Origin of the sequence: Staphylococcus lugdunensis (assembly GCF_001558775.1) — a bacterium.
GTDB lineage: Bacteria > Bacillota > Bacilli > Staphylococcales > Staphylococcaceae > Staphylococcus > Staphylococcus lugdunensis.
In genome coordinates this window covers 1,888,013-1,914,775 of sequence record NZ_CP014022.1, presented here as the reverse complement: position 1 = coordinate 1,914,775, position 26,763 = coordinate 1,888,013, and the positions used below count along the sequence as shown (strand labels likewise).

Here is a 26,763-nt window from a genome sequence, read left to right as displayed (position 1 = left end):
TTATTCTATCCCTTCTATAAATTCTGCTATTCTTCCACCTGGTCCATGAATGTTGCCGACACAAAATACAAGGGCATGTTGTGATTCTTTAAGAATCGTTCTTTCTATGTCTGCAAACGGGGCACCTTCTAAATTCAAATAGCGTTTATTAGGTTGTGATTGCATCTTATCTGTCACCATTTGCGTACTCTTTCCAGTGCAAATGAGTGTGTCATAATCTACTTCAGCAATAAAGTTTTCAACGAATTGTCTCGTTCTATCCACTCTGTCTGAGCGACAGTTTAAAATTACAATCTTCTTGCTGTATGGATAATCGTAACTTTCCACTTTATTTAAAATCGCTTTCGTAGATTGTGGTTCGTTAGCGGCAAATGCATTAACAAAGACGTTTGTTGTGCTATTTGCTTGGAAATATTTAATTTCTACCGCACCAGGATCAGGTGGTGCGTTAAGCATACCTTGCAGTGCTGTTTGTTGATCAATACCTAAAGCCTGGGCTACACCTAAAGTAATCGCCACATTATCTGGAAAGACAAGATAGTCAAATTTTCTCAAATAAGACTCTGGTACTTTTTCTTTATCAACAACAATTAACTCTGTTTTGCGCTTGCGTGCTTCTTTAGCAAAAAATTTAGTATACTTATCTTGCATTACGACTAATTTGCCGTTATATGGAATTGTTGCAGTGAAAGCTTGCGCCACATCTTGCAACGTTGGTCCTAAGACATCCATATGGTCTTCCATAACATTAACAATGACACCAATATTGGCCATAACTAAATCATTTTGAAACGTGATTTGATAATCTGGATTAACTGCCATACATTCATTAACAAGTGCCGTTGCACGTTGTTTTACCACTTTACGGATAATGTCTCTTTGTTCCCCAATATTAGCTCCTTGTGGCTTTCGAATGACTGGATATTCTTTATCTGTAAACCAATACAGCATTCTGGCATCCGTACCAGTTGTCTTACCTACAACTCTAATGTGATCTTCACGTAGAACACTGTAAACCATCCGTGTGATTGTTGATTTACCTCTTATACCGTTAATATTAATTCGCACTGGAATTTTATTAAGTCGGTTGGTATGACGCCGTTTTTCTTTAATTCCTAACCATAATATAAGCGAGACGCAAATTATAATGAGAATCAATATTATGTACCTCTTTCCTTGATTTTCTACTAGCTGTAATAAATAGGTAGATAAGTGAAAAGGCGGTCATAACTTCGACGATGTTTTTCACTTCGTACATTCCCGTTATGCCACCTATGCTGTTTTTAGTGTGTTGAACAAGTCACAACACTCTATCTCAATATGTATAGATCAACTTAATTTTCTTTTAAGATGAAAACATCTTGCATTAAGAACCCTCCCAATACGCCTAATATTATCAAACGGTTGTTGAGCGCGTTTTAAAAACTTTAATTTTTTGTTAAGTATAAATTAATATTTGTAAATTTTCAAATAAAATCGTTTCTATTTAAAGTGTTTTTAAGTAAAAACTACAAAGATAACTTTTTTAATATAGTAATTAATCAAATAAAAAATATTTACTTAACCTTTACATTATCTTAAAGATGATATGTTACGTTAAACATGAGTTAAATGGGATTAGAATGATGACTTAAATTTAAGGATGAAATCTTAGGAGGAACAAAATGGCTAAGTCTAGAAAAATAGTGATTAGCATTTATCTAGGGACCGTTTTTATCGCATGTACAACTTATCTTGCATTAATTCTCATTGGTAGTTTACAAGGAAATGATATGAGCAATTCTGTACTTGATACCGATCATCGCTATATTAATCATTACAAAGAGGCAGCAAAATCTGATACATCTAATGGCACTTCTAATCACTCTCTAAATCACAGTAATCAAAACAATTGGCTTTCTCACACTATGATATCCCAAATCAATGATGATAATACCTTCAAATTAATTACCCAACCTAAAAAAGCAACTTCTTCTTATCTTGATAACTGATAGGTTGAAGTTGCTTTATAATTACATGTCTATTTGATAATTGTTATCACTTGTGCAAAGAATTTTTCTCGTTCAGGAATTGGAAAAATCGGATAGATATGAAATAAATTGTAACCTGGATAGAAGTCGTGAAGAATGCCTTGTTGATTTAACAATTTAGATAAACGTAGTGCATCAGGATATAAAGTTTCTTTAGTACCGATAAAGATTGAAATTTTGCCAAGCCCTTGTAACGTGCCATTAATTGGAGATATTTTATAATCTTTAATAGCTGTTTTTCCTTCCCACAATTTAATAAAATATTTTGTTCCATCAATGGCAACCATTGGATCTACTTTTTCATATTTTTGAGTATCTGGATTGCTAAATGTGCCATCCAATACTGGTGATATCAAAATAATATGTCCTGGTTGCGCATACGTCGTCTCTTCTTTTAAATATTGTGCAAATGATAAGGCAATTTGTCCTCCTGCCGAATCTCCCATAAGAATGAGTTGTTCTGGATTCTTAACCGTAGTCAATAACTTACCATAAAGTCGATACAATAAACTAAATGTCGTACGATAATCACGGTGTGGCACTTTCGGATAAACGGGCATCACAACTTTAGCATTTAAACGGCCTGCTAAGGTATCGATAAAGTCAAAATGTTGTTCAAGTGGATCTTGAAACCATGCACCACCGTGAATATAAAGAATCGTTTGTTGTGTAATATCTTGATGATCATTAATGATATATACAATTGAGCCACTGTCATCTTTAATAGTAACTGAATGTTTAAATTCATACGTCGTTCCACTATATTTTCCTGCCGTTATATCTTTCATTTCTTCTATAGCTTCTTTGGCGTTTTCCACTGATTCAAAAGGTTTTCTCACTCTAGTTAAGCGCAAATATTGTTCAAATAAAAAGCTTCGATAACTTCTTTTTTCTCTAAATTTAGCAAAAACAAGTGTTCCAAGCACTGTGGAACATAATATGCTAATCAATTGTTTTTTCATTAAGAAGCTCCTTCCTATATGTTACATTTCTAGTTTAATACATTTTTGACGATTATTTTAATGAATTTCATTAGTACATGGTTTTAAGATGATAATGTGAAGTAAATAGTAGCATATTTGCGACCTTTAAAGAGATGATTCATTAATTTCAGATGTCTACCACCGTAACATGTAGTTATTGCACGATATAATAAACCAAAGTTAGTAGTGTCATATTTTATTTTTATAAAATTAATGATAAAATCGAACTAATTAACTTTATGTTATAACCATTTCAATAATGAGGAGGCTTAATTTGATGAAAAGAAATAAAATTGTCTTAATTGGTAGCGGACATGTAGGTTCTTCCTTCGCTTACGCCCTAGTATCACATGGATCAGCCGATGAACTTGCTATTATCGACATTGACACTGAAAAGGCTGAGGCTGACGTTTGGGATTTAAATCATACTACCCCTTTCAGTCACAAACCCGTCAACGTTTATATTGGTGATTATAGTGACTGTCAAGATGCAGATATTATCGTTATCTGTGCGAGCGCATCTTTACCAAAAGGGGAAACACGTCTCAAATTATTAGAGGATAATGTAGAAATCTTTGTGCCAATGGTACAAAAAATTGTAGATCAAGGGTTTGATGGCCATATTATATTACCGTCAAATCCTGTTGATATTATGAGCTATGTCGTGAAAAAAGTATCTGGATTTCCCAAATCAAAAGTTATTGGAACTGGAACATTGCTTGATTCGTCACGATTCCAATATTATATTGGTCAAGCACTAAATGTTGCACCTCAAAGTGTTTATGCGCCTGTTGTAGGTGAACATGGTGATTCTCAAATTGCTGTATGGTCTCATGCACGCGTTGCTGGAGAACCAGTTTTACCGATGTTACAACAATGCTACGGTAATAACGTTGATGCTGAAGTACAACGAATTACTGAAATCACTAAAAACGTTGGCTATGATATCTATGTACGTAAAGGCACAACTTGCTTTGGCGTAGCACTCGGCATTTTACGTGTTGTTGAAGCAATTTTAAATAATCAAAATATCATTTTAAACGTCTCTAGCTATGTTGAAGGAGAATATGGTCTCACTGATTTATATATAGGTACACCAACACGCATCAATGGTGCAGGTGCACAACAAGTTATTGAACTCAAACTCACAGAAGAAGAACAACATCAACTACAACAATCGGCAGCTGTTATTCATGACTATCAACAACGTGCAGATGCATTAATAGAAAAATTTAAGAAATAAGGAAAGCTAAATATACTGGAATATATCCCCAAATAATAGGGCGCGTGACAGCATTCATTATGAATTCGTAATACCGCCCCGGCAAGAATGGCTAGAATTGAAAAAAGCTTGCTATCATCCTATTTTCAATCCAGTCAACGACTGCCAATATAGTGTTTATATCCTAAAACATAATGATGTTACAGACTATATAACTATAAAAAATAGCTATGAATAAATCTATCGTCTCAGATTTATTCATAGCTCATCTTAGTATGTTTATAATCAATACGCCGTATGATATGGCGAAAGCCATACCTGATAAAAAGATTTTAGCGCTGCAATTTAGTCCATTACATTTATGTAACAAACTGTTTATTTATACTCTATATTATCATTTAATTCTACCAGTTGACGCTCAAATCTTTGCATGTCTATGAAACGTGCTTGTCTATGCACTTCCTTACCTTGGAAGAATATTAGATCTACCGGCACTGTGAATATAGATAACTGCCTAGTGATATCTTCAACTTTGTTCTGATTAATCACCCCTAATTTAACACGGGGGAATTGTTGTATTAAGTCATCTAATTGTGGCAGTACAGCATAACAGACGCTGCAACCTGACTTCATTACATGTAAGACACATAGTTGATTAGCATCAACAAATTTTCGGTATTCATAAATATTTGTTAAGTTTTCATACACGATGTTCACCCCATGTTTATGATGCACACAGTTAATTATTTTAATATTTTTTGAAAAACTGTGGGCATTTTAGTGATTCTCTGTTTATCTAAATCATAAAAACATCCAGTTTGGTATCCTACACAATGAACACAATCCGCAGACGCAATTTCAAATTTGAAAATCCATTTTGTGCGACCACTTTTCATAAACCAACATCGTCCTACTGGTTTATCATGAATAGTAATAGGCACTTTATATTCCACTTCTGTCTTCATTAATATTGGTGAAATACCCTGTTTCATCATTTCTGAATAATTCATGTATTGATTAATAAATATCGTACGTAAATCTTCAAACCATCTTATATAAACAATGTTACTTACGATACCCATCGCATCAATATCGTAACCATTAACTTCAATATCATTTTCAACTACTAATAAACCTTCTTCAGTCATTACACACACTCCTTAAATAATAATATATCTCTATTTTAAGTCGTCGGCACTTAAATTTCATCTACTTGAGTTTTAGTTCCAAAAAGCAGCTCACAACATATCGCAAAAGTATATATAATTTATTATATTTCAATACAAATAAATACATTTATAATGGAAAAGATGGTATAATAATTGTGAGAATTTTCACATTTTGATTGGAGGTTTTATTTATGAAAGCTTATAATTATGAAAAACCTGGTGTAGCTAAACTTATTGACAAAGAAAAGCCTGTAGTTACAGAAAGTACAGATGCGATTATTAGAATGGTCAAAACGACGATTTGTGGCACAGATTTGCATATCATAAAAGGCGATACACCTGAAGTTCCTAAAAATACAACATTAGGTCACGAAGGTATCGGTATTGTTGAATCTGTTGGCTCAAATGTTAACAACTTTAAAGTCGGCGACAAAGTTATTGTGTCTTGTATATCATCATGTGGTAAATGTTATTACTGTAAAAAAGGAATCTATGCCCATTGTGAAAATGACGGTGGTTGGATTTTAGGCCATTTAATTAATGGTACACAAGCAGAATATGTCAGAGTACCTTTCGCAGACAATTCGCTATATCATGCACCTGAGTCGTTACCAGATGAAGCATTGGTGATGCTTTCAGATATTTTACCAACTGGTTACGAAATTGGTGTATTAAAAGGTAAAGTTAAACCAGGCAACACCGTTGCTATTGTTGGAGCCGGACCTGTTGGTTTAGCAGCTTTACTAACCGCTCAGTTCTTCTCTCCTTCAAAAATCATCATGCTCGACTTAGATGACAACCGTTTAGCTACAGCTAAATCACTTGGTGCGACGCATACAATTAATTCAACGCATACTGAAGAAGCGATTAAAAAAGTGAAAGAATTAAATCATCGTGGTGTAGATGTTGCTATTGAAGCTGTAGGTATCCCTCAAACATTTGATTTATGTCAAAAATTGATTGGTGTGGATGGCACAATCGCCAACGTTGGTGTCCATGGCTTGCCAGTTCAATTTGATATCGATAAATTATGGATTAAAAATATAAACGTTACAACTGGTTTAGTATCAGCTAATACAACTGAAGAGTTATTAGAAGCATTAACAACTAAAGTCATCGAACCAGAAAAGCTTGTCACTCACTATAGTAAATTAAGTGAAATAGAAAATACTTATGATTTATTTAGAAATGCAACGGATCACAAAGCAATTAAATTACTGATTGAAAATGATATCACTCAACCATAAATAAAAAGGGCGTGTGACTGGGATTGAAAAAGCTTGCTATCAGCCTATTTTCAATCCAGTCAACTACTGCCTATATAATAAGAGCCTAGAACAAAATGATAACTTGCTGCCTTCAATATCTACTTTGAAAGCAACATATCAGTTCATAATGTCCTAGGCTTCTTTATCTTTACTTATTACAAGAATCGTTTCACAGCTACTGAAATAGGCGGAATTTGATCTAAATCAAGATGTTTATCTTCTGTAACTGAACGATATGCCCATTTACCATAACCAAGTGCTTCATCATTAACGATTTTACCTGGTAGTGGTGCAGCGTTAGGATCTACATGCACATCAACAATTGTTGGTTGATTTTCTGCTAACGCAGCTTGGACCACATCATCAATTTGGTTTGGATCTTTTAAGACATAACCTTTACCACCAGCAGCCTCAGCAAACTTAGCATGATTCATATCTGAGAAATCAATCGCATATTCTAATTCTCCTGCAGCTTGTTGTTCATATTTAATAAATGATAATTGTTTGTTGTTCATTACAAAAATAGTCATCGGCAAATCATATTGAACAGCTGTAGCAAAGTCTTGCATTACCATTTGGAATGCACCATCACCCACGATAGCTATCGCTTGACGTTTTGGATATGCAATTTTTGCAGCAATTGCACCTGGTAAACCACAACCCATTGTGCCGAGCCAACTTGAAATAATAAATTTATTATTTACAGAAAGATTTAAATAACGTGTTGACCATACTGTTGAAGTACCAACATCAATAGAAAAAATGGCATCGTCATTTTTATATTCACTAATCGAACGCATTAAACGTTCAGGACGGATAGGGCTGCTCTCATTACGCATATCTTGATCCATCCATTTATCCCATACGGCTTTACGTTCTAATGTTTTATCTAAAAATGCACGTTTTGGCACATGTTTAATTGTTTCAGTTAGTTGATGTAGCGCAACTTTACTGTCCCCAACAATACCTACATTGATGTCAAAACGATGTCCAATAATTTCAGGATTAGTATCAATTTGAATCGCTTTGATATTTTTCTTCGGTAAATAATCTACATATGGATAGTTTGTCCCTACCATAATCAATAGATCCGCATCTTGCATCGTTTGATATGATGTTTTCGTACCAATTTTACCTAAATTACCAATACTATATGGATGATCATCAGGAATAACTGTTTTCGCAGGTAGTGTGTGGATAACTGGTATTTTTGCTGCTTCCACAAACTCACGTAATTCTTCACGCGCATTTTGTGCACCTACACCAACAAGCATGACTGGTTTCTTACTTTTATTAATTAGTTTAGCTGCTTTTTTAACTGCGCGAGGTTTTGGAGATGGTGCTTTTGGACGCATTGTATCAACAGCTTTATGTGTCGTATCTTTGATTTTGTCATTTAATAAATCATTAGGACAAATAACAACCGCTACGCCTTTTTTCTCATATGCCGTACGAATTGCTTCATTAACAACTTCAAAGACATTGTCTCCTTTTTGGATTTGATGACTGTAAACAGATACATCTGATACCATGTCAGTAATATTTGTTTCTTGGAATGCTTTCGTGCCTAACAAACTACTGTTTGTTTGACCTGCTAAAATTAATTGCGGTACTCCATCTAATTTCGCATCATACATTCCGTTTAGTAAGTGAACAACACCTGGACCACCAATACTTAAGGCAACCCCAATTTTACCTGTCATTTTAGTGTAAGAAGCCGCCGCTAAACTTGCAACCTCTTCGTGACGGACATGATAGAATTTAAAAGCATCTCTCACTGTACGTAAATTATCTACAACAGCATCGATTGAATCACCTGGAATCCCATATAAATGGTCAATATCCCAAGCTTGTAATGCTCTCACTAATGCTTCATTTGCTTTAATTTTCGCCATTTTTCAAAATAGCCCCTTTCTTAACTAGTATGAATAAATGTTATATTCCCTTTAATAAAACAAAATAATCATTACTGGTATTAAAATCGAACTGATAACAGCCGTTAATATCATTCCAATGGAGCTAAAAGCGCCAGATTCATGGTCTAGCTCAAGGGCTTTGGCGGTACCAAAAGCATGTGATGCATTCCCATATGTTAAGCCTTTGGCAATAGAGGTTTGAAATCCGCCAAACTTAAGCAGCATAGAACCTAAAATACTACCAATTAACCCAGTAGTTATAATAAACATAACTGTAACTGTATCAACACCGCCTAATTCTTGTGAAACTTCGATGCCTACTGCTGCAGTGATAGATCTTGGTAGTAATGTCACTATAGCTTCTTTAGAAAAGCCCAGTAATTTCAACGAAACAAAGACTAACACAAAATTTAATATGACGCCAGCCATCACGCTTGAAAATATAATTGATAAATACTGTTTAATTTTATGTCTATTTTCATATAGGGGATATGCGAGACAAACAACTGTAGCATTTAATAGATGATTAATCCATTGACCACCGATCATGTAAGACTTATAATTCATTCCTAAAATTAATAAGATAGCAATAACTCCAATTGAGCCAATAAGTGCTGGATTTAAAAACGGATTATTATTAAACCGATGTTGTACCCATTTAGCTCCTAAGTACATAATAATTGTAATTAAAATCATTGCAGTTGCTTGAAAAAATGTTGTCATTTACTATTTCCTTTCCCGGTCATGGGCTTTTTGACCATGGTCTCTGCAATATAGCCTGAGATTAACGCAACCAAACTTGTTCCTATTATAATAACGAAGAAAAAGATGACATAATTAAAGTTAATATTAGACACGATATCCATAATACCGACTACAGAGGGTATAAAGAAAAAGACCATTGATTTAAGAAAGAAGTCTGACCCGTCTTTCACCCATTGTAATTTAATAATTTTGAACTGAAGTAAAAAATAAAATAAAATGAGGCCTACAATACTGCCTGCTAAAGGAATATGAAATAGTTGTTGAAGAACATTACCTAAATAACTGACTCCCATTATAATAGCTATTTGAAGCAATAACTTGGCCGTAAAATATGCATAATTCACTTTCATCATTCCTTTCTATAAATTTGTCTAAATTGTTACAGCAATTTTTGCTCATATAATTAATTTTAATTCAATTTTACCTATTATAAAAATATTGTTTTTATATGTTATGTATTACTTTTTTCTATGGAAGCGCTCTCTATATACTCTTTATTTAGTCACAATAAAAAACGCACAGAGCCCACTTTAGCTCCAATGCGTTTCGTAAGTTTTCATATTATTTTAAATGTGCTTGCATAAAATCTACCCAGCGTTTAGTTGCATGACTAAGTGTCTTATCTTTCATCCAAATTACACCCAATTCCCAAATCATGGTAGGATTTTTAATATTAACGCTGCTAATGCGATCACTCAACATATTTACAATACTTTTCGGTAAAATACTTACTCCCAGATGTGCAATTAATAAATCTTCAATAAACTTCCATTGCGAAATGTTAGATATTGCATGTGGAATAAAACCATTATTTTTAGCCGCTTCAATAATTTTATCATTCAAATAAAAATCCTCATTAAATAAGATAAAATCTTCATCCTTTAAATCACTCATCAAAACAGACTCCTGTTGTGCAAAGGGATGATCTTTACTAACAACTAAAACGAGTTCTTCTTTATACAGTGCCAATGAATTGAATCTATGTGCATCTACAGGGAGGGTGGTAATGCCGATATCCAAAGTACCTTTATCTAAATTTTCTTCAATGTATTTGCCACCATGTTCATTTAAATTGTATGTTACGTTCGGATAGAGTTGATGAAACTCTCCTAAAATACGAATAAAATGGTTAACGTTCATTACAGCAGACATGCCTATATTAATATGTCCAGAATCTAGTTGCGATAACCCTTTCATCTCCGCGGGAATTGTACTATATAAATTAAGAATTTCTTCACTTTTTTTATAGAAAATTTGCCCAGCATCAGTCAAAATAAGCTGCCTATTTTTACGATCAAACAATGGCATTTCTAATTCTGATTCAATATCTTTAATGGCCTTACTAATTGTTGGCTGTGCAATAAAAAGCGCTTTAGAGGCGTTAGTCATCCCACCTTGCTTCACTACTTCAACAAAATATTTCATATGCTTAATATCCACTATGCAACCTCCCACTATCATTTAAGCCTATTATACATGAAACAACATTCTAAAATAAATGCAACTTTATATAGTAGTCAGTCATAATTTTTCAATTTAAAATTGTTGTGTTTCAGTTTGATAAATCATGTTATACTCAAAAAGGCTCAATTTGAAAATCGAGGTGATGTATTGAGCTTTTACGAATTTATGCAAAATTTTGTTGGTGATGACACACCATTAGGTGAATTGGTTGCTTGGATGAATCAAGATACCGAATTTCCTAGAGACGTGAAGAGCCAATTAGTAATTATGTCATATTTTCGTGAAAATCCGTGTCCTGAAAACATACCTGTGACAAGTATAAAACGGGCATTATCTGTTTTTAACCAATTCACTAATGTATGATTTCTATATAAACATGGAAATATTCATCTCACCATGCAAAGCTGGGATCTCAATCCCAGAATAATAGCACAAAGATGATTTGACCTAAATCATCTTTGTGCTTATTTTATAAGCTAAGTACACACATTATTTGTAAATCTTAAATGAAGTATGAAGTTAATTTATTAATACGATTACAGGATGAAATATAATATTGCAGAGACATTACATTTAGTTATATAAATGGTTTCTTATATTGTCTTATACCTTTTAAAATAATATGATAATTACGGTTAATAAAAACTATTGTATATTAGGAGACGCAAATAAAAATGAATTTCAAAAAATTATTCACAAGTATTGTCTTATCTACAAGCATTTTATTTGTTGGTACTTTCACGTACCAAAGCGTTGAACAAACTCACGTTTCACATGCTGCATCATATAATTATTACAATAAACATCAATGTACATGGTGGGCTTTCAAACGTCGTGCGCAAGTTGGTAAACCGGTTTCTAATCGTTGGGGGAATGCGAAAACTTGGTACAAAAACGCAAAACGTTCTGGATATGCTACAGGTCATAAACCACGTCGATACGTAGTCATGCAATCAACTGCAGGCTATTATGGGCATGTTGCCATCGTAGAACGTGTTAATCGCAACGGAAGCATCGTTATTTCTGAATATAACTACAATCGTCCACTAGCATATGGCACTCGAACTATTAGTAAAGGGTCAGCACGTCATTATAACTACATCTATTAATACGTGAATACAAGCTTATTAAGGACACAACTACAGTTACAATAATAAGAACGGCAATTTCTATTGAAATCACTTAGAAATTGCCGTTCTTATTTTATCTATTATGATATTTTACAACATCATGTGCACATCTATTTCAATTCATCGTTACGACGTAATTGCTTTAATATTTGTGTTGCAACAGTTGTATTAGCACGATCTGTCTTTTTTAGTTCATTTGCAACTTGCTGAATTTCATCACCTTTAGCTCCTACAACAATAGCCAATGATTTATATTGCAAGCTCATGTGACCTTGTTGAATACCTTCTGATACTAATGCGCGACATGCCGAAAAGTTTTGCGCTAATCCTACTGCAGCAACCACATGTCCTAATTCTTGAGCCGAGCCAACATTCAATAATTCCAATGATGCCTTAGCAATAGGTAGTACTTTGGTGCCACCGCCTACCGTTGCCAATGTCATAGGTACTTCTATTGTTCCAATTAGCTTTTGACGTTGTCGATGATATTGCCAAGTCGCAACACCTCTATACTGTCCGGCACGACTTGCGTATGCGTGAACACTTGCCTCTGCGCCACGAGTATCATTACCAGTCGCTAATACAACAGCATGTATGCCATTCATGACGCCTTTATTATGTGTTGCAGCACGATGTATATCTACTTGTGCCAAGACTGAAGCACGTTCCATACGCTTAGCAACTTCTTCACCACGATAATCACCACGATTTAAATCTTCAACATCAATTTCACCCTGTACCTTTACAACAGATGCTGTCGCATGATTAGATAAAATGCTCATCAAGATATCATGTTCTGGAAATTCATGTTTTAAATAATTCGTGATACCTTCTAATATCGTATTCAACATATTAGCACCCATAGCATCCTTAGTATCGACAAATATTTTTAAAGACAAGAATCCATCTTGAGGGAAAGTATCAATATCAAGTCGGCGATAGCCACCCCCTCGAGCAATCATTGAAGGATAGGATTCATCTGCAATCGCTTTAATCTGAGATTCTAGCTGTTTAATCAAAGTGGCTAAAGAAGCGGTATCTTTAACGTTATCGAAGACAATTTGACCAATCATCAATCGTTCACTGATTATCGTTTTAAATCCTCCTGTTCGATTGATGAGTTTAGCGCCATAGCTTGCTGCTGCAACAACAGATGGTTCTTCTACCATCATAGGCACAACATATTCCTTATCATCCACAATAATCTTAGGCAAAAGACCTACAGGTAAAGTTCCCTGTCCTATCACATTTTCTATTAAACTATTTGCTATATCCTCATCGATAAGTGGATGATTAAGCAGAATATCATGTGTTTCTGATGTTATCCAACCATGTGTTTCTAACTGATTTAACTTCTGTGATCGCGTTAAATGTCGAAAATCTTTACTTAAGCTCGTCATGCTTATGATTCCCCTTTTTCAATCATTAGCGCAATACCTAGGCCGCCACCAATACAAGCAGTAGCTACACCCGTTTGCTTTTCTTCTTGCGCCAATGCGTTTACCAATGTTGTCACTAACCTTGCACCACTTGCGCCAATCGGATGACCAAGTGCAATTGCACCACCATATATATTTAATTTATCATCCGGAATATGCAAATTATCTTTAACTGGAATACTTTGTGCTGCAAACGCCTCTGTCATTTCTACAATATCTACTTGATCAATATGACGCTGAGTTTTTTCTAATAATTTTTCAACAGCATAGAATGGAGCATAGCCCATATATTGTGGATCGCAACCAACTTCAGCGTAGTCACCTATCAAGCCAAGTATCTCGAATCCATGTGCTTTAGCATAACTTTCTTCCATCAAGATAAGTGCAGACGATCCATCATTTATACTAGAAGCATTGCCACCTGTGACCGTACCTTGCTCTTTAAATATTGTTTTTAACGTAGCTAATTTCTCAACACTACTATTAGCACGAATACCTTCATCTGAAGTCATTTCATTACCTTCAGCATCGATTAGAGGCACTATTTCATTATTAAATTTTCCATTTATTGTAGCCTGATGCGCCTTTTGTTGTGATTGATTAGCGAACGCATCTTGCATTTCTCGACTAATATGATATTTTTCTGCAATGTTTTCAGCAGTCACACCCATTGGAACATAATGGAAAGCATCGGTTAAACCATCATGCATAAAACTTTCTACAGGGTCTTGTCCTTCTTTTAAAATCAACTGTGGTGCATTTGTCATACTTTCAACACCACCAACTGCCACAACTTTTGCTTCGCCTAATTGTATTAATTGCTTGCCTAAAATAATTGCTTTAAGGCCTGAACCACATACCTCGTTTATTGTCATTGCCGGTGTCGTGTTAGGTAAATCAGCTTTAATAGCAATTTGACGTGCTGGATTTTGACCAACCCCACTTTGAAGAACGTTACCAAAAATGACTTGTTGAATTGTACTTGGATCAATATCAATAGCTTCTACTGCTGCTTTTAAGGCTGCTGTTCCTAGTTCAACTGCTGAATAGTCTCGTAACTTACCTTTGTATCTTCCAATTGGTGTGCGTTTAGCACTAACGATTGCAATATTTCTCATGTTATTTTTCTCCTTATATGTAGATATATATCTTTGCCATTCAAATCGTCAATTTGGTATGATAATGATTAAATATGGCTACCATTTTAATTAAATTAATCGAAAGGATGTAATGCCCATATGAATATAGGTATCGATAAAATTAACTTTTATATTCCTAATTATTTTATAGACATGGTTAAGCTTGCACAAGCACGCCAAGTTGATCCTAATAAGTATTTAATTGGTATTGGACAAACACACATGGCGGTAAGTCCAGTTAACCAAGATATTGTATCAATGGGAGCTAATGCTGCTAAAGATATTATAACAGATGATGACAAAAATCATATTGGAATGGTCATTGTAGCAACAGAGTCCGCTATCGATTCAGCAAAAGCGGCTGCCGTTCAAATACACCATCTTCTTGGGATTCAACCCTATGCACGTTGCTTTGAAATGAAAGAAGCTTGTTATGCTGCCACACCAGCGATTCAACTTGCTAAAGATTACTTAGCAACACGTCCTAATGAAAAAGTATTGGTTATTGCTAGTGATACGGCACGATATGGTCTTAACACAGGCGGTGAGCCAACTCAAGGTGCTGGAGCTGTAGCAATGCTCATTTCACATAACCCACGTATTTTAACATTAAATGATGACGCTTTAGCATATACTGAAGACGTTTATGACTTCTGGAGACCAAGCGGTCATCATTACCCACTTGTCGATGGTGCTCTATCTAAAGATGCCTATATTCGTTCTTTCCAACAAGCATGGAAGACTTATGCATCTCGCCAACATAAATCATTAGCTGATTTTGCTACGTTATGTTTCCATGTTCCTTTTACTAAAATGGGTAAAAAAGCATTGGATTCTATTTTAACTGATACTGATGAAGCTACAGCTGAACGCTTAGAAACTGGTTATCAAGCAGCTACACATTATAATCGCTATGTAGGTAACATCTATACAGGTTCGTTATATTTAAGCTTAATTTCATTGCTAGAGCATCATGACTTACACGCTGGGCAAACAATTGGTTTATTCAGTTATGGTTCCGGTTCTGTTGGAGAATTTTTCAGTGCTACTTTAGTTGAAGGTTTTGAACAACATCTGAATCATAAAGCGCATCAAAATAGTCTTGATCAACGCATCGAACTTTCTGTAGAACAATATGAAGATTTCTTTAATCGCTTTGATCAATTACAGTTTGATCATTCAAAAGAAGCTGCGAGTCAACAAAATCAAATATTCTATCTTGAACGTATTTCTGATAATATTAGACATTATCACACGCCACAACAGTGACCTATAAAATGGGGAGCGGGACAGAACTCATAATGAATTCGTAGTCCCGCCCCGGCAAGGTTGACTAGGATTGAAAAAAGCTTGGTATCCAGCTTATTTTTCAATCCAGTCAACTACTGCCAATACATATAGTTTATAGCCCAAAACATACTTATGTCTCAAACTGTTTTTCCATATAAAATGTTAAAAATTTCTCCATGGCTAACTCAATCAAATACTGTAGTCAAAATATGATTCATAATCATAGCGACTTCTTTCGGCTTTTCTTTTCTTCCTCTCTGCACCCAATCTTGTAATACACCGAAAATAGCATTACTCATAAAAATAATTAAAAAATATTTTTCTTTATGTGTTAAGGTCTGTGTCTTTAAAAATGGAATTAAACGCACTTCAATATTCTGTTGCAAATTGCGTTTAATATCTTGATGAATCATATGCGCACCTTTATCCTCAATCAGTTTTTAAAAAATACTCCCCTCTTGTTCCCAAAAGTTTAAGACATTTTCAAAGAATTGTATTTTATTATCAAATTGAACCTTTAAAATACGCTTTTTAATGCTTTTGATAACCTCTTGCTGGTATGTCATAATAAAATCTTCTTTATCTTTATAATGCAAATAGAAAGTAGCACGACTTACACCACTTGCTTCACAAATATCTTTAACCGATATATCATTATAATGTTGTTCTTCTAGTAGCTGTAACATCGATTCACGTAAACGTTTTTGAGTACGCAATACGCGCTTATCCATCAACTGTTCTTGTTTCATATGGCACCGCCTCTTTAATTTTTTCTATACAAAACATAATAGTGTGTCTAGTAAATCAACAATTATTGTTCTACCTTATATCAATTGGTTTATATTTAATATATAGAAATTAGACACTGTGTCAATAAGGAGGAGAAATTATGACAAAAACACCTATTGCACAACTATCACGAGCTGAAAAATCATTCAATAAAGAGCCTGTACTTAATCAAATTAGTCTCACTATCAACCAAGGTGAACTATTAGGCTTAATCGGACCTAGTGGTTGTGGTAAAACTACAACAATTAAATGTTTACTTGGTATGGAAAAGCTTAACTCTGGTTCAGCAACTATCTTTAATCAAGCAATGCCTAATCGTAAAGTATTAAGTCGTATAGGTTATATGGGACAAACAGATGCACTATATGAAAGCTTAACAGCACGTGAAAATTTATTATTTTTTGGGCGTTTGGCTGGCTTAAAAGGCGAAAGCCTAACTGATAATATGTTGGAAGCCATGGACTTAGTAGATTTAATGCATGCCATTGATAAACCTGTTCATACTTTTTCTGGAGGAATGAAGCGACGATTATCATTGGCTATCACCCTACTTTCTAAACCTGAGTTGATTATTTTAGATGAACCTACAGTCGGTATTGACCCAAAATTGCGACAACATGTTTGGCAACAGCTTAAAGACTTAACTCGTAAAGGACAAAGTGTAGTAGTTACAACACATGTCATGGATGAAGCCGAACGTTGTGATAAGGTAGGACTAATTATTGACGGACAATTAGTTGCGCTCGATACGCCATCAGTATTAAAGCAACAATTTAACGCGCAATCTATTGAAGATGTTTTTATTAAAGCTGAAGAGGGGCAAGACATATGAAACTTATCGCAATCATCCAACGTGTAATTAAAGAGCTTTTACGTGATAAACGTACGCTCGCATTGATGTTTCTAGCACCACTGCTTATCCTAACACTTATGTATTTTATTTTTAATGGCAATGATGATGATACGTTAAAAATTGGCGTGGCAGATTCTGTGACGTCAAACATCACGAGCCAACTCGAAACCAAACATACTGACATTCAACGCTTTAGCACGAATAAAGATATAAAAAATAAGATTGAACACCATGATTTAGATGCTTTTGTTTATCAGACCCATCACAAACTTCAAGTTATCTATAAGAATGAAGATCCAAGTAAATCATCGGCAGTAAAGCAAATGATTGGCAAAGCTATTCAACATAATAAAATGTCAGAAGTAACTACAATGATGCATAAGCTGCCACAATCTCAATTGCAGAAAACGAGTAATACATTAACAGTTGATGCCCATTATTTATATGGTTCAGCAGATAGTACCTATTTTGATAAAATGTTTCCAATCCTCATGGGCTTCTTTGTTTTTTTATTTGTATTTTTGATTTCAGGCATTGCTTTGCTACGAGAACGTACAACAGGAACATTAGAACGCTTGTTGGCAACATCTATTCGACGCAGTGAAATCGTCTTTGGTTATCTTATTGGATATGGTGCATTTGCTATTATACAAACTTTAATTATTGTACTGTTCTCAATTTATTTATTACAAATAAATTTAGCTGGACATCTTGGGTATGTCTTGCTGATTAATATATTATTAGCTTTTACAGCTCTAGCTATGGGTATTTTCATTTCCACATTTGCAAATTCTGAATTTCAAATGATTCAATTTATTCCTATTGTCGCTGTACCACAAGTATTCTTTTCAGGTATTTTCCCACTAGAAAATATGCCTCAGTGGTTAAGTAGCCTTGGATACTTATTCCCACTGCGCTATGCTGGCAATGCATTAACCAATGTCATGATTAAAGGCTTGGGTTGGCAAGATATTTGGTTAGACTTGACTATTATAGTTATCTTTATGCTTGCCTTTATATTGCTAAATATAATTGGTTTAAAACGTTATCGCAAAGTTTAACAATGTGACATCTCGTTACACTAGGTTATAAATAAACATATGTAGCACAAAATTCATTATCTATATTTATTTTTAATTATAATTGCTTGCAACTCTTTTCGTCTTTGCACACACATTTCCAAAGTGTTGCATTTTTGTGCTTTTTCGTTATTTACACTAGATTTACAATCACGCTAAACCTTTGATATTGAGATAATTACAGCGATTTTCACTATATTCCTAACTGTTATAAGGTTGACACTTTTGTACTGATAAACATAACTTAGGCACAATTTCACTAAATCTACAAAATCTACTCTATAATTTTAGATAGTAAGAGGCACACAATAAAGGAGGTAACTACAATGATGATTGCAGATATTATTGGCGGTATCATTAAGTTGATCAAAACTTTAGTTGATACATTCCGCAAAAAATAGTTTTTAAATAAGGGAAATTAGGACTAATACTATATAAAGGAGTGGATTTACATGTCAGGTATCGTAGATGCAATTTCAAAAGCAGTTCAAGCTGGTTTAGATAAAGATTGGGCTACAATGGCTACAAGCATTGCTGATGCAATCGCTAAAGGTGTAGACTTTATCGCTGGTTTCTTTAACTAAAATATAAATTGAGACTTTAACAATAATCGTAAAAAGGAGCGTTTACAATATGTCAGGTATCATTGAAGCAATTACTAAAGCAGTACAAGCAGGTTTAGATAAAGATTGGGCTACAATGGGCACTAGCATTGCAGAAGCACTTGCTAAAGGCATTGACGCAATTTCAGGCTTATTTGGTTAATCTCAAATATAATAAATAATACTATTTAAAATAAAAATATTTTTAAAGGAGCGAACATATCATGGACGGAATTTTTGAAGCAATTTCTAAAGCAGTACAAGCAGGTTTAGACAAAGACTGGGCTACAATGGGTACTAGCATTGCAGAAGCACTTGCTAAAGGTGTAGACTTTATTATTGGATTATTCCACTAATATAATGTTCTAAATCTTTGAAAGACCATTCAACAAGCACTTTAACTTGTTGGATGGTCTTTTTATGCCTTTGAGATAGTTAAGGCTTTGTGCTGTACTTAGGTCGGTAAAGTGCCGACATGTTGACGCCTTCAAGTTGTAATAATTTTATTTTATTATCAATCGTGCCGCCAAAGCCAGTTAAGCTTCCATCTTTACCAACTACACGATGACATGGCACAATAATAGAAATGGGATTCCTTCCTACTGCACCACCGACTGCTTGTGCTGACATATGTGACTTCCCAAGCTGTTTCGCTATCTTTGTTGCCAGTTCTCCATAGGTTACAACGTGGCCATATGGAATTTCACTTAACAATTGCCAAACCTTTTGCTGAAATGGTGTCCCTTCTGGTTTTAATTTCAGTGAAGACTGTGGCTTTTCCCCTGAAAAATAACAATCTAACCATGCTTCAGCTTGTTGCAAGATAGGAACGTTGCCAGTCTGTATCATTTCATCAGAGCAAGCTTGATTAGCAAATAAAACTTGGGTTATTGATTCTCCGTCTGATAGAATTGTTAACGGCCCTACTGGTGCATCATATTTCATAGCGTATGTCATCAGCATACCTCCTTCTCACTAGCATCACTGCGTCATAGCCAATCTTTCTTTTTAAAAAATAAAATTAACGTTATAGTTACTATAAGCGAAATACCGATAAAAGCAAAGTAACTATAATGCCAGTTGAGTTCGGGCATATATTTAAAGTTCATCCCATACCAACCTGTTAAAAACGATAACGGGAAGAAAATCGAAGAAATGATAGTTAAGACGTTCATCACACGATTAATTCGATTAGAACGATAAGATTCATTATTATCTTTAATATCGTCCGTAATTTGTTCGCATGAAATTAACGTATCACGTTGATGTTGTAACCGACTGTGAATATGTTTAAATAACCAGCGCTGTTGTTGTGCAATCGTATACATATCCTCGTCAACAACTTGTGCTAATAGTTGTTCCATAGGAATTAGCACTCGTTTTAGCTTTATAATTTCAGAACGGATATCATAAACATCATCCATCAACTTCTTATTGTTAGTACGGTCAACATTTTGATTTTCAAATGAAAAAACGCGATCCTCTACTTCATCAATAAATCGAAAATAATTTTTAGTAATAATATCTATGAGCTGAAGCGCCAAATCATCTGTTGACTTAATATCCAACTGCTGTTGTTGCCATGCATTTTGTAACTGGTTAATCGCATCCAGCTCCGTACGATGAATGGTAATCATCCACTGTTTATTGACATGAATACTCATTGGATGCGCTGAAAAGTTATGATCATCAATCGCATGCAATAATACATATGTACTTTGCTGTTGCTCATTTAAAATAAATTTCGGCCTACTCATTAAATATACGGATTCTTCAATATGACGCTCAATTAATGCAAAACGCTCTGTGATTAGCTTTTTTTCTTCGGCTGTTGGATTTACTACATCCATCCATTTTAACAATGCTGCTGATGGGACATTTTCCCAATTCGTCGTGCTCACGCATTGCTGCTGATCATTTTTATAATGTATTGTTATAGTCATAATTTTGTTCCTCTGTATATTATTCTGTGCTAATCTAGATTAATATCATAATAATTGATTAAATGATAGCCTTTATTCTTGGCATACTCTATTGCTAAAAATTCTAAAATATTAATGAATGCGGGTTCATTTTTAACATTAATATATTGAAATTTAAGATTAAGCGCTTCGGCTGTAATTAGCGACGTGTCAGTAACATCTAATGTTTTAGTTGCAGCAAGCCCTTTTTTAAATTTAGCTGTACCAACACCAGATTTTAAGTTAAACTGTCCTAGTTTATAAGCTAAATCTCGTGTAATAGGTTGGTATCCTGTAGAATAGCCACCTGATTGTCCAACAAAGATTGGCGTTTTATTATCAAATATGACAAATACTCCATATTTATCCGCTACTTCCTCACGATCTTCCTTTGAAAATGTGAGTGCCTTCTTTTTATCATATTTGAATAACTTTGAAAGTTGTTTATCATTGTCTTGCAACATTTTGTCTATTTGTTTTGTGCCTTTCATCATGCGTCCCCCTATTATTTGACTACTTATATTCTGATACCCTTTATCATTACCATCAAACGCTCTGTGCTTCTCGCATAATAGAAACCCTTCAAATCTGCATATGATTTAAAGGGTTAAAATTGCTATTTTTTATTTTGTTTTAGTTGTTGTTCTATAAGTTCGTTTAATTGTTTTATATTATCACTTTGTGTCTGTAACAATTGTGTTATCTCTAATTCACTTTGATTATACCGACTGTCATCAAAATGATCTGTTTGCTGTTGTTGATAATTTTTTAGCGCACGATATAAGAAATGTGTATCATGTGTACGTTGCTGAATTGCGTGATACAACTCATACGTCGGCTGGTCTACTTGAATCGTACGCATGGATGATTGATTTAATTCTTGTGATGATGCATTTGGAGTAGACGCAATATTAAATGACTGTGTATAGTTTTCTGTATGGCGATGTCGTTGATAACTATCACCACTTGGTGTCTTCATACTTTCTAATGCATGACCTTCAATGTCTATGTGTGGAATAATGCGGCTTAACCAACCTGGTAAATACCATGATGCCTTACCAAATAATTGAGTTAGTGCTGGAATAATCATCATACGCACAACAAACGCATCAAAGAGCACACCAAATGATAGTGCCATACCCATTGATTTAATCATTACATCTTCTTGGAATACAAATGCAAAGAATACACTAAACATAATGAGTGCTGCTGCAATGATTACAGGTCCGCTTTCTTTTAATCCCACTTTAATGGAATAGGCATTATCACGTGTTTTACTATATTCTTCATGAATGCGAGACATTAAGAAGACCTCATAATCCATTGCTAGACCGAATAAAATACCTATTGTGATAACCGGTAAGAATGCTAACATTGGCCCCGTTGTTTCAACACCGAAAAGACCTTTCATAAAGCCGTCTTGCATAACGAGTGTCGTAAATCCTAAAGTGGCCATTAAGGATAGTACAAATCCAAGAACTGCTTTTAATGGGATAATGATAGATCTAAAGACAATCATTAACAGTACAAATGCTAGAATAACAATCACACCTGCAAAGAGTGGAATAGCTTCGTTTAATTTCTTAGACATGTCTATATTAATGACACTTTGTCCTGAAATTTCTGTTTTAAAACCATACTTATCTTTGGCGTCTTTATTATAATCGCGCAAATCTTGTACTAAATCATTCGTTGCTTCAGTATTTGGACCTTTTTTAGGAATCACTGCCATAAGTGCATAATCATTGTTTTTACTCATTTGAGGTTGTGATACAACATCAACGTTTTTCATGTCACTAACGTCTTTATACAATGATTTTAAGTCTTTCTGTAATTGCTGAGGATTATCTTTTTGATCTTTTACATTGATCAACATTGGTATTTGGCCATTGAAACCTTCACCAAATTTATCTGAAATAATATCATATGCTTTTTTCTGTGTCGTGTCACTTGGTTTCACACCATCATCAGGTATCGCTAACCGCATATGACTCACAGGTATCGCTGCTGCCACTAAAATAATTAAACCTAATAATACAGCAGCTAATGAATTGCCAACTACAAACTTAGACCATGGTGTGTCAACATGATTCTTAAATTCTGATTTGGTTGTTTTTGGCTTGATTTGATTATGAAAAATACTAATCAACGCTGGCAATAAAGTCAATGCGCTAAACACAGCAAACGCGACACTTATTGCAGACGCAAATCCCATGACAGATAAGAAATCAATGCCTACTAACGATAAGCCACAGACCGCAATTATAACTGTCACACCAGCAAAGATAACTGCACTACCCGCCGTGCCAACTGCTAAACCAACACCTTTGATATAATCTGTTTCCGTCTTCATCACTTGACGATATCGGAAAAGAATAAATAGCGCATAATCAATACCCACTGCTAATCCAATCATTACCGCCAGCGTCAACGTTACATTAGGTATATCAAATGCAAATGTTAATAAACTAATAATACCTACACCACTACCTAGACCAATTAATGCACTGACAATAGGTAGACCTGCTGCTATAAAAGAACCAAATGTGATTAATAAGACAACGAAAGCCACAATCACACCTACAAGTTCAGACGAACCGCCAACTTCATTTGTTTGCATGCCATTACCAGTGAGTTCTGTTTGTACATTATGGTCATCTCGTAAATCTTTTAAATGATCTTTCACGTTATCGCGTGATTTATCCGATAAAGATGTTGCTGATTTGTCATAAGTAATTTCGGCAATTGCCGTCGATTTATCTTTACTAATTTGTTTTGTTTGATATGGATCTGATATTTTATCCACATGTTTATCGTCATTCTTAATATCTTTCAGTGTTTTTTTTATATCTTTTGTCATACTTTTTGAGACGATACCATTATCACTTGAAGATTTTAAAACTACACGTATGGATGCCTTTTCACTATCTTGGTTAAAATGTTTTTCAATTTTATCATTAGTATCTAGTGATTTTAGACCACTCATTTTAATATCATTATCAAATTTAGGTGCGTTAAACGATAATGGAATCATAATTGCCGCCAAGATAACAACCCAAGCTATCAAACTTGACCACTTGTGCTTCGCTACAAATGTGCCTAATTTATATAAAAATTTTGCCAAAGTATTGCCCCCTTCTAAAATCAACGTTATAGTTTAACTATACATTGTAGATTATTTAACATGCCAATATGTTACATTCTTTTGCTCTGTATTTAAAGTCATAATTAATGATATATGTATAGATAAACTACGGTTTGGAGTGAATTGTATATGAACCATAATGATTTGAGAGTTATAAAAACGAAAAAAGCATTATCTCAGAGCTTATATGAATTATTAGAAAAGCATATGTTTGCAACGATTTCAGTCAACCAAATTTGTGATAACGCTATGGTACATCGCACAACGTTTTACAAGCATTTTTATGATAAATATGATTTACTAATCTACTTAATCAAATTATTAACTAAAGATTATCTTGCAACGGATATTAAAGAACGGCTCAACAATCCTTTTAAAACCATTTACACAACTTTTCAAAATAAAGCCGAATTGCAACGCATTCAACAAAAGCAACAAGATGATAAAGAATTTGAAAAAGTTGTGTCGAAATTTATCATTGATACTTTAAAAAATGATATTAAAGAAAATCAACATCGCATTATCGTCGATCGTGCTGTTCCAGAAAGTTTAATTTTTTATATTTATGGCTCGACGTTAGCAGGTTTTGTAGAATGGGCTAGATGTGAAAATCCCAATATGGATGCGGATAAGATGGACAAAATATTTCATAAAGTCGTCAATTTAAAAATCCGTGATTAAAATTGAAGCTTCTATTAATAACGTATGTTGCATCATGTTATCATTATTATACATAAGGCACCTCGTTCATTTAGTTTAGTGATATTTATTAAATGATACGAAACTGCCTTATTTTTTAAACATTTAAAGGTGAAATTACATGTTAATACGTAGTATTGAATAAAAAAGAAGCGCTCAGATGAGTTGAATTCAATTCATTTGAGCGCTATTTTTCTGGGATTTATATCCCAGCCTGTTTAAGTTTTAAAACATTTCTGAAACAACTTTTTGTTCTAAGAAGTTTAATAAGTAATCTGGACTACCAGTTTTAGCATCCGTACCTGACATTTTGAAACCACCAAATGGATGATAGCCTACTACCGCTGCAGTACAACCTCTGTTGAGATATAAATTACCTACGTCAAATTCATTAACTGCTTTCATCCAATGTTCACGGTTATTCGTAATCACAGCACCTGTTAAACCGTAATCTGTATCATTGGCAATGTCTATCGCTTCATCAAAGGTATCAAACTTTGTAAAGCCAACAACTGGACCAAAGATCTCTTCTTGCATAATTTGATCTGAAGATTTCAACCCTGAAATAATGGTAGGTTTAATGAAGTAACCTGTTGAATCATCTGTGTCGCCACCGATTTCAATTTTTCCTTCTTTACTACCTATTTCGATATAATTTTTAATTTTATCGAATTGCTTTTTATTAATCACAGGACCCATAAATGTGTTATCTACAGTATTACCGACTGTTAACTCTTTTGTTAATTCAATCGCTTTCTCTAATACTTCATCGTAAACAGAACTGTGTACGATGGCACGTGAGCATGCGGAACATTTTTGACCAGAAAAGCCGAATGCTGAAGTGACAATTGCTTCTGCAGCCAAGTCAGTATCAATATTCTCATCTACTACAATGGCGTCTTTACCGCCCATCTCTGCAATCACACGTTTCAAGAATGATTGGCCTTCATGAACGACTGCACTGCGTTCGTAAATTCGTGTACCTGTTGCACGTGAACCTGTAAATGTGATGAAATGCGTGTGAACAGAGTCTACTAAATCATCACCAATTTCTTTCGGATCACCAGGTACAAAGTTTACGACGCCTTTAGGTAAACCTGCTTCTTCTAAAATTTCGATTAATTTATAAGCCGTTAGGACAGTGTCTTCCGCTGGTTTTAACAGTACTGTGTTACCGGCAATCACTGGCGCTAATGTCGTACCTGCCATAATTGCAAATGGGAAATTCCAAGGTGGGATTGTAACGCCTGTACCGATTGGTTTATAGAAGTATCTATTATGTTCACCTTCACGGTCTAATACTGGTTTACCGTCAGCTAAATCCATCATTGAACGCGCATAATATTCGATAAAATCGATACCTTCAGCAGCATCACCTACCGCTTCGTCCCATGGTTTACCTGCTTCATAGACCATTACTGCTGAGATTTCTTCCTTACGTAGACGAATGATTGCAGCTACACGTAATAATAATTCAGCACGATCTCTATGTGACCACTTGCTCCATGATTTATAAGCTTTATTTGAAGATTCGAATGCTTTTTCTACATCATCTTTAGTTGCTTTGGATACTTTTGCAATTAATTCTGATGTATTAGCAGGATTGATTGAATCAAATGTATCATCTTTAGTGATATGCTTCCCATCAATAACGATTGGAAGTGTTTGACCAAGTTCACGCTTTACCTTTTCTAATGTTTTTTGAAATCTTTCAACATTTTCTTGCACTGAAAAGTCAATTCCAGGTTCATTTTTGAAAGGTACTACCATTCTTAATTACCCCCTAAGTTTATAAAAGCTTTAAATTAAATCGTATTTTG

27 protein-coding genes and 1 pseudogene are annotated in these 26,763 nt (G+C 34.4%); 12 read left to right on the top strand and 16 right to left on the bottom strand.

Features of this window, described 5'->3' with window-relative positions; genetic code table 11:
• Complete coding sequence (pgsB, locus tag AL499_RS08915) at positions 1 to 1,158, bottom strand: poly-gamma-glutamate synthase PgsB (protein WP_002478610.1); 1,158 nt, start codon at positions 1,156 to 1,158, stop codon at positions 1 to 3.
• Positions 1,159 to 1,664: 506 nt separating this feature from the next.
• Between pgsB and AL499_RS08910 the strand changes: the two genes are divergently transcribed.
• Complete coding sequence (locus AL499_RS08910) at positions 1,665 to 1,991, top strand: hypothetical protein (protein WP_002478608.1); 327 nt, start codon at positions 1,665 to 1,667, stop codon at positions 1,989 to 1,991.
• A gap of 29 nt (positions 1,992 to 2,020) precedes the next feature.
• Here the strand turns inward: AL499_RS08910 and AL499_RS08905 are convergent, their stop codons facing one another.
• The gene (locus AL499_RS08905) at positions 2,021 to 2,992 is read right to left on the bottom strand and encodes an alpha/beta hydrolase fold domain-containing protein (protein WP_002492449.1); all 972 of its coding nucleotides are present in this window, start codon (positions 2,990 to 2,992) and stop codon (positions 2,021 to 2,023) included.
• Between the two features lie 298 nt (positions 2,993 to 3,290).
• On the opposite strand from AL499_RS08905, the gene AL499_RS08900 reads away from it, so the two are divergent.
• Positions 3,291 to 4,256: an L-lactate dehydrogenase gene (locus AL499_RS08900; RefSeq protein WP_002492388.1), complete on the top strand. Its 966-nt coding sequence runs from the start codon at positions 3,291 to 3,293 to the stop codon at positions 4,254 to 4,256.
• Between the two features lie 354 nt (positions 4,257 to 4,610).
• Here the strand turns inward: AL499_RS08900 and AL499_RS08895 are convergent, their stop codons facing one another.
• Positions 4,611 to 4,943 carry a thioredoxin family protein gene (locus AL499_RS08895; RefSeq protein ID WP_002492415.1) on the bottom strand — a complete coding sequence of 111 codons (333 nt, stop codon included), beginning with the start codon at positions 4,941 to 4,943 and terminating at the stop codon, positions 4,611 to 4,613.
• 35 nt (positions 4,944 to 4,978) lie between these two features.
• Complete coding sequence (locus AL499_RS08890) at positions 4,979 to 5,383, bottom strand: acyl-CoA thioesterase (RefSeq protein ID WP_002460464.1); 405 nt, start codon at positions 5,381 to 5,383, stop codon at positions 4,979 to 4,981.
• Between the two features lie 212 nt (positions 5,384 to 5,595).
• Here AL499_RS08890 and AL499_RS08885 point away from each other — a divergent pair, with 212 nt between their 5' ends.
• Complete coding sequence (locus AL499_RS08885) at positions 5,596 to 6,651, top strand: zinc-dependent alcohol dehydrogenase family protein (RefSeq protein ID WP_002492542.1); 1,056 nt, start codon at positions 5,596 to 5,598, stop codon at positions 6,649 to 6,651.
• 176 nt (positions 6,652 to 6,827) lie between these two features.
• Here the strand turns inward: AL499_RS08885 and AL499_RS08880 are convergent, their stop codons facing one another.
• The 4 genes from AL499_RS08880 to cidR form a co-directional block, all read right to left on the bottom strand.
• A complete protein-coding gene (locus AL499_RS08880) occupies positions 6,828 to 8,567 on the bottom strand; it encodes a pyruvate oxidase (protein WP_002460466.1) in 1,740 nt (579 codons plus the stop codon).
• A gap of 51 nt (positions 8,568 to 8,618) precedes the next feature.
• On the bottom strand, positions 8,619 to 9,311 hold the full coding sequence (locus AL499_RS08875; RefSeq protein WP_002460467.1) for an LrgB family protein: 693 nt from the start codon (positions 9,309 to 9,311) through the stop codon (positions 8,619 to 8,621).
• Positions 9,308 to 9,697, bottom strand: coding sequence for a CidA/LrgA family protein (locus AL499_RS08870; RefSeq protein WP_002478601.1), 390 nt, complete (start codon positions 9,695 to 9,697; stop codon positions 9,308 to 9,310). Before AL499_RS08870 ends, AL499_RS08875 begins: the two co-directional genes overlap by 4 nt.
• Before the next feature lie 217 nt (positions 9,698 to 9,914).
• Positions 9,915 to 10,793, bottom strand: coding sequence for a cidABC operon transcriptional activator CidR (cidR, locus tag AL499_RS08865; RefSeq protein ID WP_002478600.1), 879 nt, complete (start codon positions 10,791 to 10,793; stop codon positions 9,915 to 9,917).
• Between the two features lie 171 nt (positions 10,794 to 10,964).
• Here cidR and AL499_RS08860 point away from each other — a divergent pair, with 171 nt between their 5' ends.
• Together AL499_RS08860 and AL499_RS08855 are read left to right on the top strand one after the other, a co-directional pair.
• Positions 10,965 to 11,180, top strand: a complete 216-nt coding sequence (locus tag AL499_RS08860) for a sterile alpha motif-like domain-containing protein (RefSeq protein ID WP_002478599.1) — start codon at positions 10,965 to 10,967, stop codon at positions 11,178 to 11,180.
• A gap of 311 nt (positions 11,181 to 11,491) precedes the next feature.
• Positions 11,492 to 11,926 (top strand): CHAP domain-containing protein, encoded by a 435-nt coding sequence (locus tag AL499_RS08855; RefSeq protein ID WP_002492390.1) that lies wholly within the window; start codon positions 11,492 to 11,494, stop codon positions 11,924 to 11,926.
• A 131-nt stretch (positions 11,927 to 12,057) separates the two neighbouring features.
• On the opposite strand, the gene AL499_RS08850 is transcribed toward AL499_RS08855, so the two are convergent.
• Both AL499_RS08850 and AL499_RS08845 read right to left on the bottom strand, forming a co-directional pair.
• Positions 12,058 to 13,347: a hydroxymethylglutaryl-CoA reductase, degradative gene (locus tag AL499_RS08850; RefSeq protein ID WP_002478598.1), complete on the bottom strand. Its 1,290-nt coding sequence runs from the start codon at positions 13,345 to 13,347 to the stop codon at positions 12,058 to 12,060.
• A gap of 2 nt (positions 13,348 to 13,349) precedes the next feature.
• Positions 13,350 to 14,504, bottom strand: coding sequence for a thiolase family protein (locus tag AL499_RS08845; protein ID WP_002492502.1), 1,155 nt, complete (start codon positions 14,502 to 14,504; stop codon positions 13,350 to 13,352).
• Between the two features lie 120 nt (positions 14,505 to 14,624).
• On the opposite strand from AL499_RS08845, the gene AL499_RS08840 reads away from it, so the two are divergent.
• A complete protein-coding gene (locus tag AL499_RS08840) occupies positions 14,625 to 15,794 on the top strand; it encodes a hydroxymethylglutaryl-CoA synthase (RefSeq protein ID WP_002492467.1) in 1,170 nt (389 codons plus the stop codon).
• A 206-nt stretch (positions 15,795 to 16,000) separates the two neighbouring features.
• On the opposite strand, the pseudogene AL499_RS08835 reads toward AL499_RS08840, so the two are convergent.
• Positions 16,001 to 16,564, bottom strand: a pseudogene (locus AL499_RS08835) (TetR/AcrR family transcriptional regulator).
• A 140-nt stretch (positions 16,565 to 16,704) separates the two neighbouring features.
• Here AL499_RS08835 and AL499_RS08830 point away from each other — a divergent pair.
• The 5 genes from AL499_RS08830 to AL499_RS08810 all read left to right on the top strand — a co-directional run bounded on the left by AL499_RS08830 (position 16,705) and on the right by AL499_RS08810 (position 19,494).
• A complete protein-coding gene (locus AL499_RS08830; protein WP_002492565.1) occupies positions 16,705 to 17,436 on the top strand; it encodes an ABC transporter ATP-binding protein in 732 nt (243 codons plus the stop codon).
• Positions 17,433 to 18,518: an ABC transporter permease gene (locus tag AL499_RS08825; protein ID WP_002492381.1), complete on the top strand. Its 1,086-nt coding sequence runs from the start codon at positions 17,433 to 17,435 to the stop codon at positions 18,516 to 18,518. The genes AL499_RS08830 and AL499_RS08825 overlap by 4 nt, the downstream gene beginning before the upstream one ends.
• Before the next feature lie 470 nt (positions 18,519 to 18,988).
• On the top strand, positions 18,989 to 19,120 hold the full coding sequence (locus AL499_RS08820; RefSeq protein WP_002460483.1) for a beta-class phenol-soluble modulin: 132 nt from the start codon (positions 18,989 to 18,991) through the stop codon (positions 19,118 to 19,120).
• A gap of 49 nt (positions 19,121 to 19,169) precedes the next feature.
• Positions 19,170 to 19,301: a beta-class phenol-soluble modulin gene (locus tag AL499_RS08815; RefSeq protein WP_002478595.1), complete on the top strand. Its 132-nt coding sequence runs from the start codon at positions 19,170 to 19,172 to the stop codon at positions 19,299 to 19,301.
• A gap of 61 nt (positions 19,302 to 19,362) precedes the next feature.
• Complete coding sequence (locus tag AL499_RS08810; RefSeq protein WP_002460486.1) at positions 19,363 to 19,494, top strand: beta-class phenol-soluble modulin; 132 nt, start codon at positions 19,363 to 19,365, stop codon at positions 19,492 to 19,494.
• A 79-nt stretch (positions 19,495 to 19,573) separates the two neighbouring features.
• Here the strand turns inward: AL499_RS08810 and AL499_RS08805 are convergent, their stop codons facing one another.
• The 4 genes from AL499_RS08805 to AL499_RS08790 form a co-directional block, all read right to left on the bottom strand.
• On the bottom strand, positions 19,574 to 20,095 hold the full coding sequence (locus AL499_RS08805) for a methylated-DNA--[protein]-cysteine S-methyltransferase (protein ID WP_002478594.1): 522 nt from the start codon (positions 20,093 to 20,095) through the stop codon (positions 19,574 to 19,576).
• 32 nt (positions 20,096 to 20,127) lie between these two features.
• Positions 20,128 to 21,081, bottom strand: a complete 954-nt coding sequence (locus tag AL499_RS08800) for a CorA metal ion transporter family protein (protein WP_002492372.1) — start codon at positions 21,079 to 21,081, stop codon at positions 20,128 to 20,130.
• A 29-nt stretch (positions 21,082 to 21,110) separates the two neighbouring features.
• Positions 21,111 to 21,590, bottom strand: coding sequence for a hypothetical protein (locus tag AL499_RS08795; RefSeq protein ID WP_002478592.1), 480 nt, complete (start codon positions 21,588 to 21,590; stop codon positions 21,111 to 21,113).
• Positions 21,591 to 21,715: 125 nt separating this feature from the next.
• Complete coding sequence (locus AL499_RS08790) at positions 21,716 to 24,223, bottom strand: MMPL family transporter (RefSeq protein ID WP_002492396.1); 2,508 nt, start codon at positions 24,221 to 24,223, stop codon at positions 21,716 to 21,718.
• Positions 24,224 to 24,373: 150 nt separating this feature from the next.
• Between AL499_RS08790 and AL499_RS08785 the strand changes: the two genes are divergently transcribed.
• Positions 24,374 to 24,925, top strand: a complete 552-nt coding sequence (locus AL499_RS08785) for a TetR/AcrR family transcriptional regulator (RefSeq protein ID WP_002492496.1) — start codon at positions 24,374 to 24,376, stop codon at positions 24,923 to 24,925.
• Positions 24,926 to 25,168: 243 nt separating this feature from the next.
• On the opposite strand, the gene pruA is transcribed toward AL499_RS08785, so the two are convergent.
• On the bottom strand, positions 25,169 to 26,713 hold the full coding sequence (gene pruA / locus AL499_RS08780) for an L-glutamate gamma-semialdehyde dehydrogenase (protein WP_002492450.1): 1,545 nt from the start codon (positions 26,711 to 26,713) through the stop codon (positions 25,169 to 25,171).
• Positions 26,714 to 26,763: the final 50 nt, after the last annotated feature.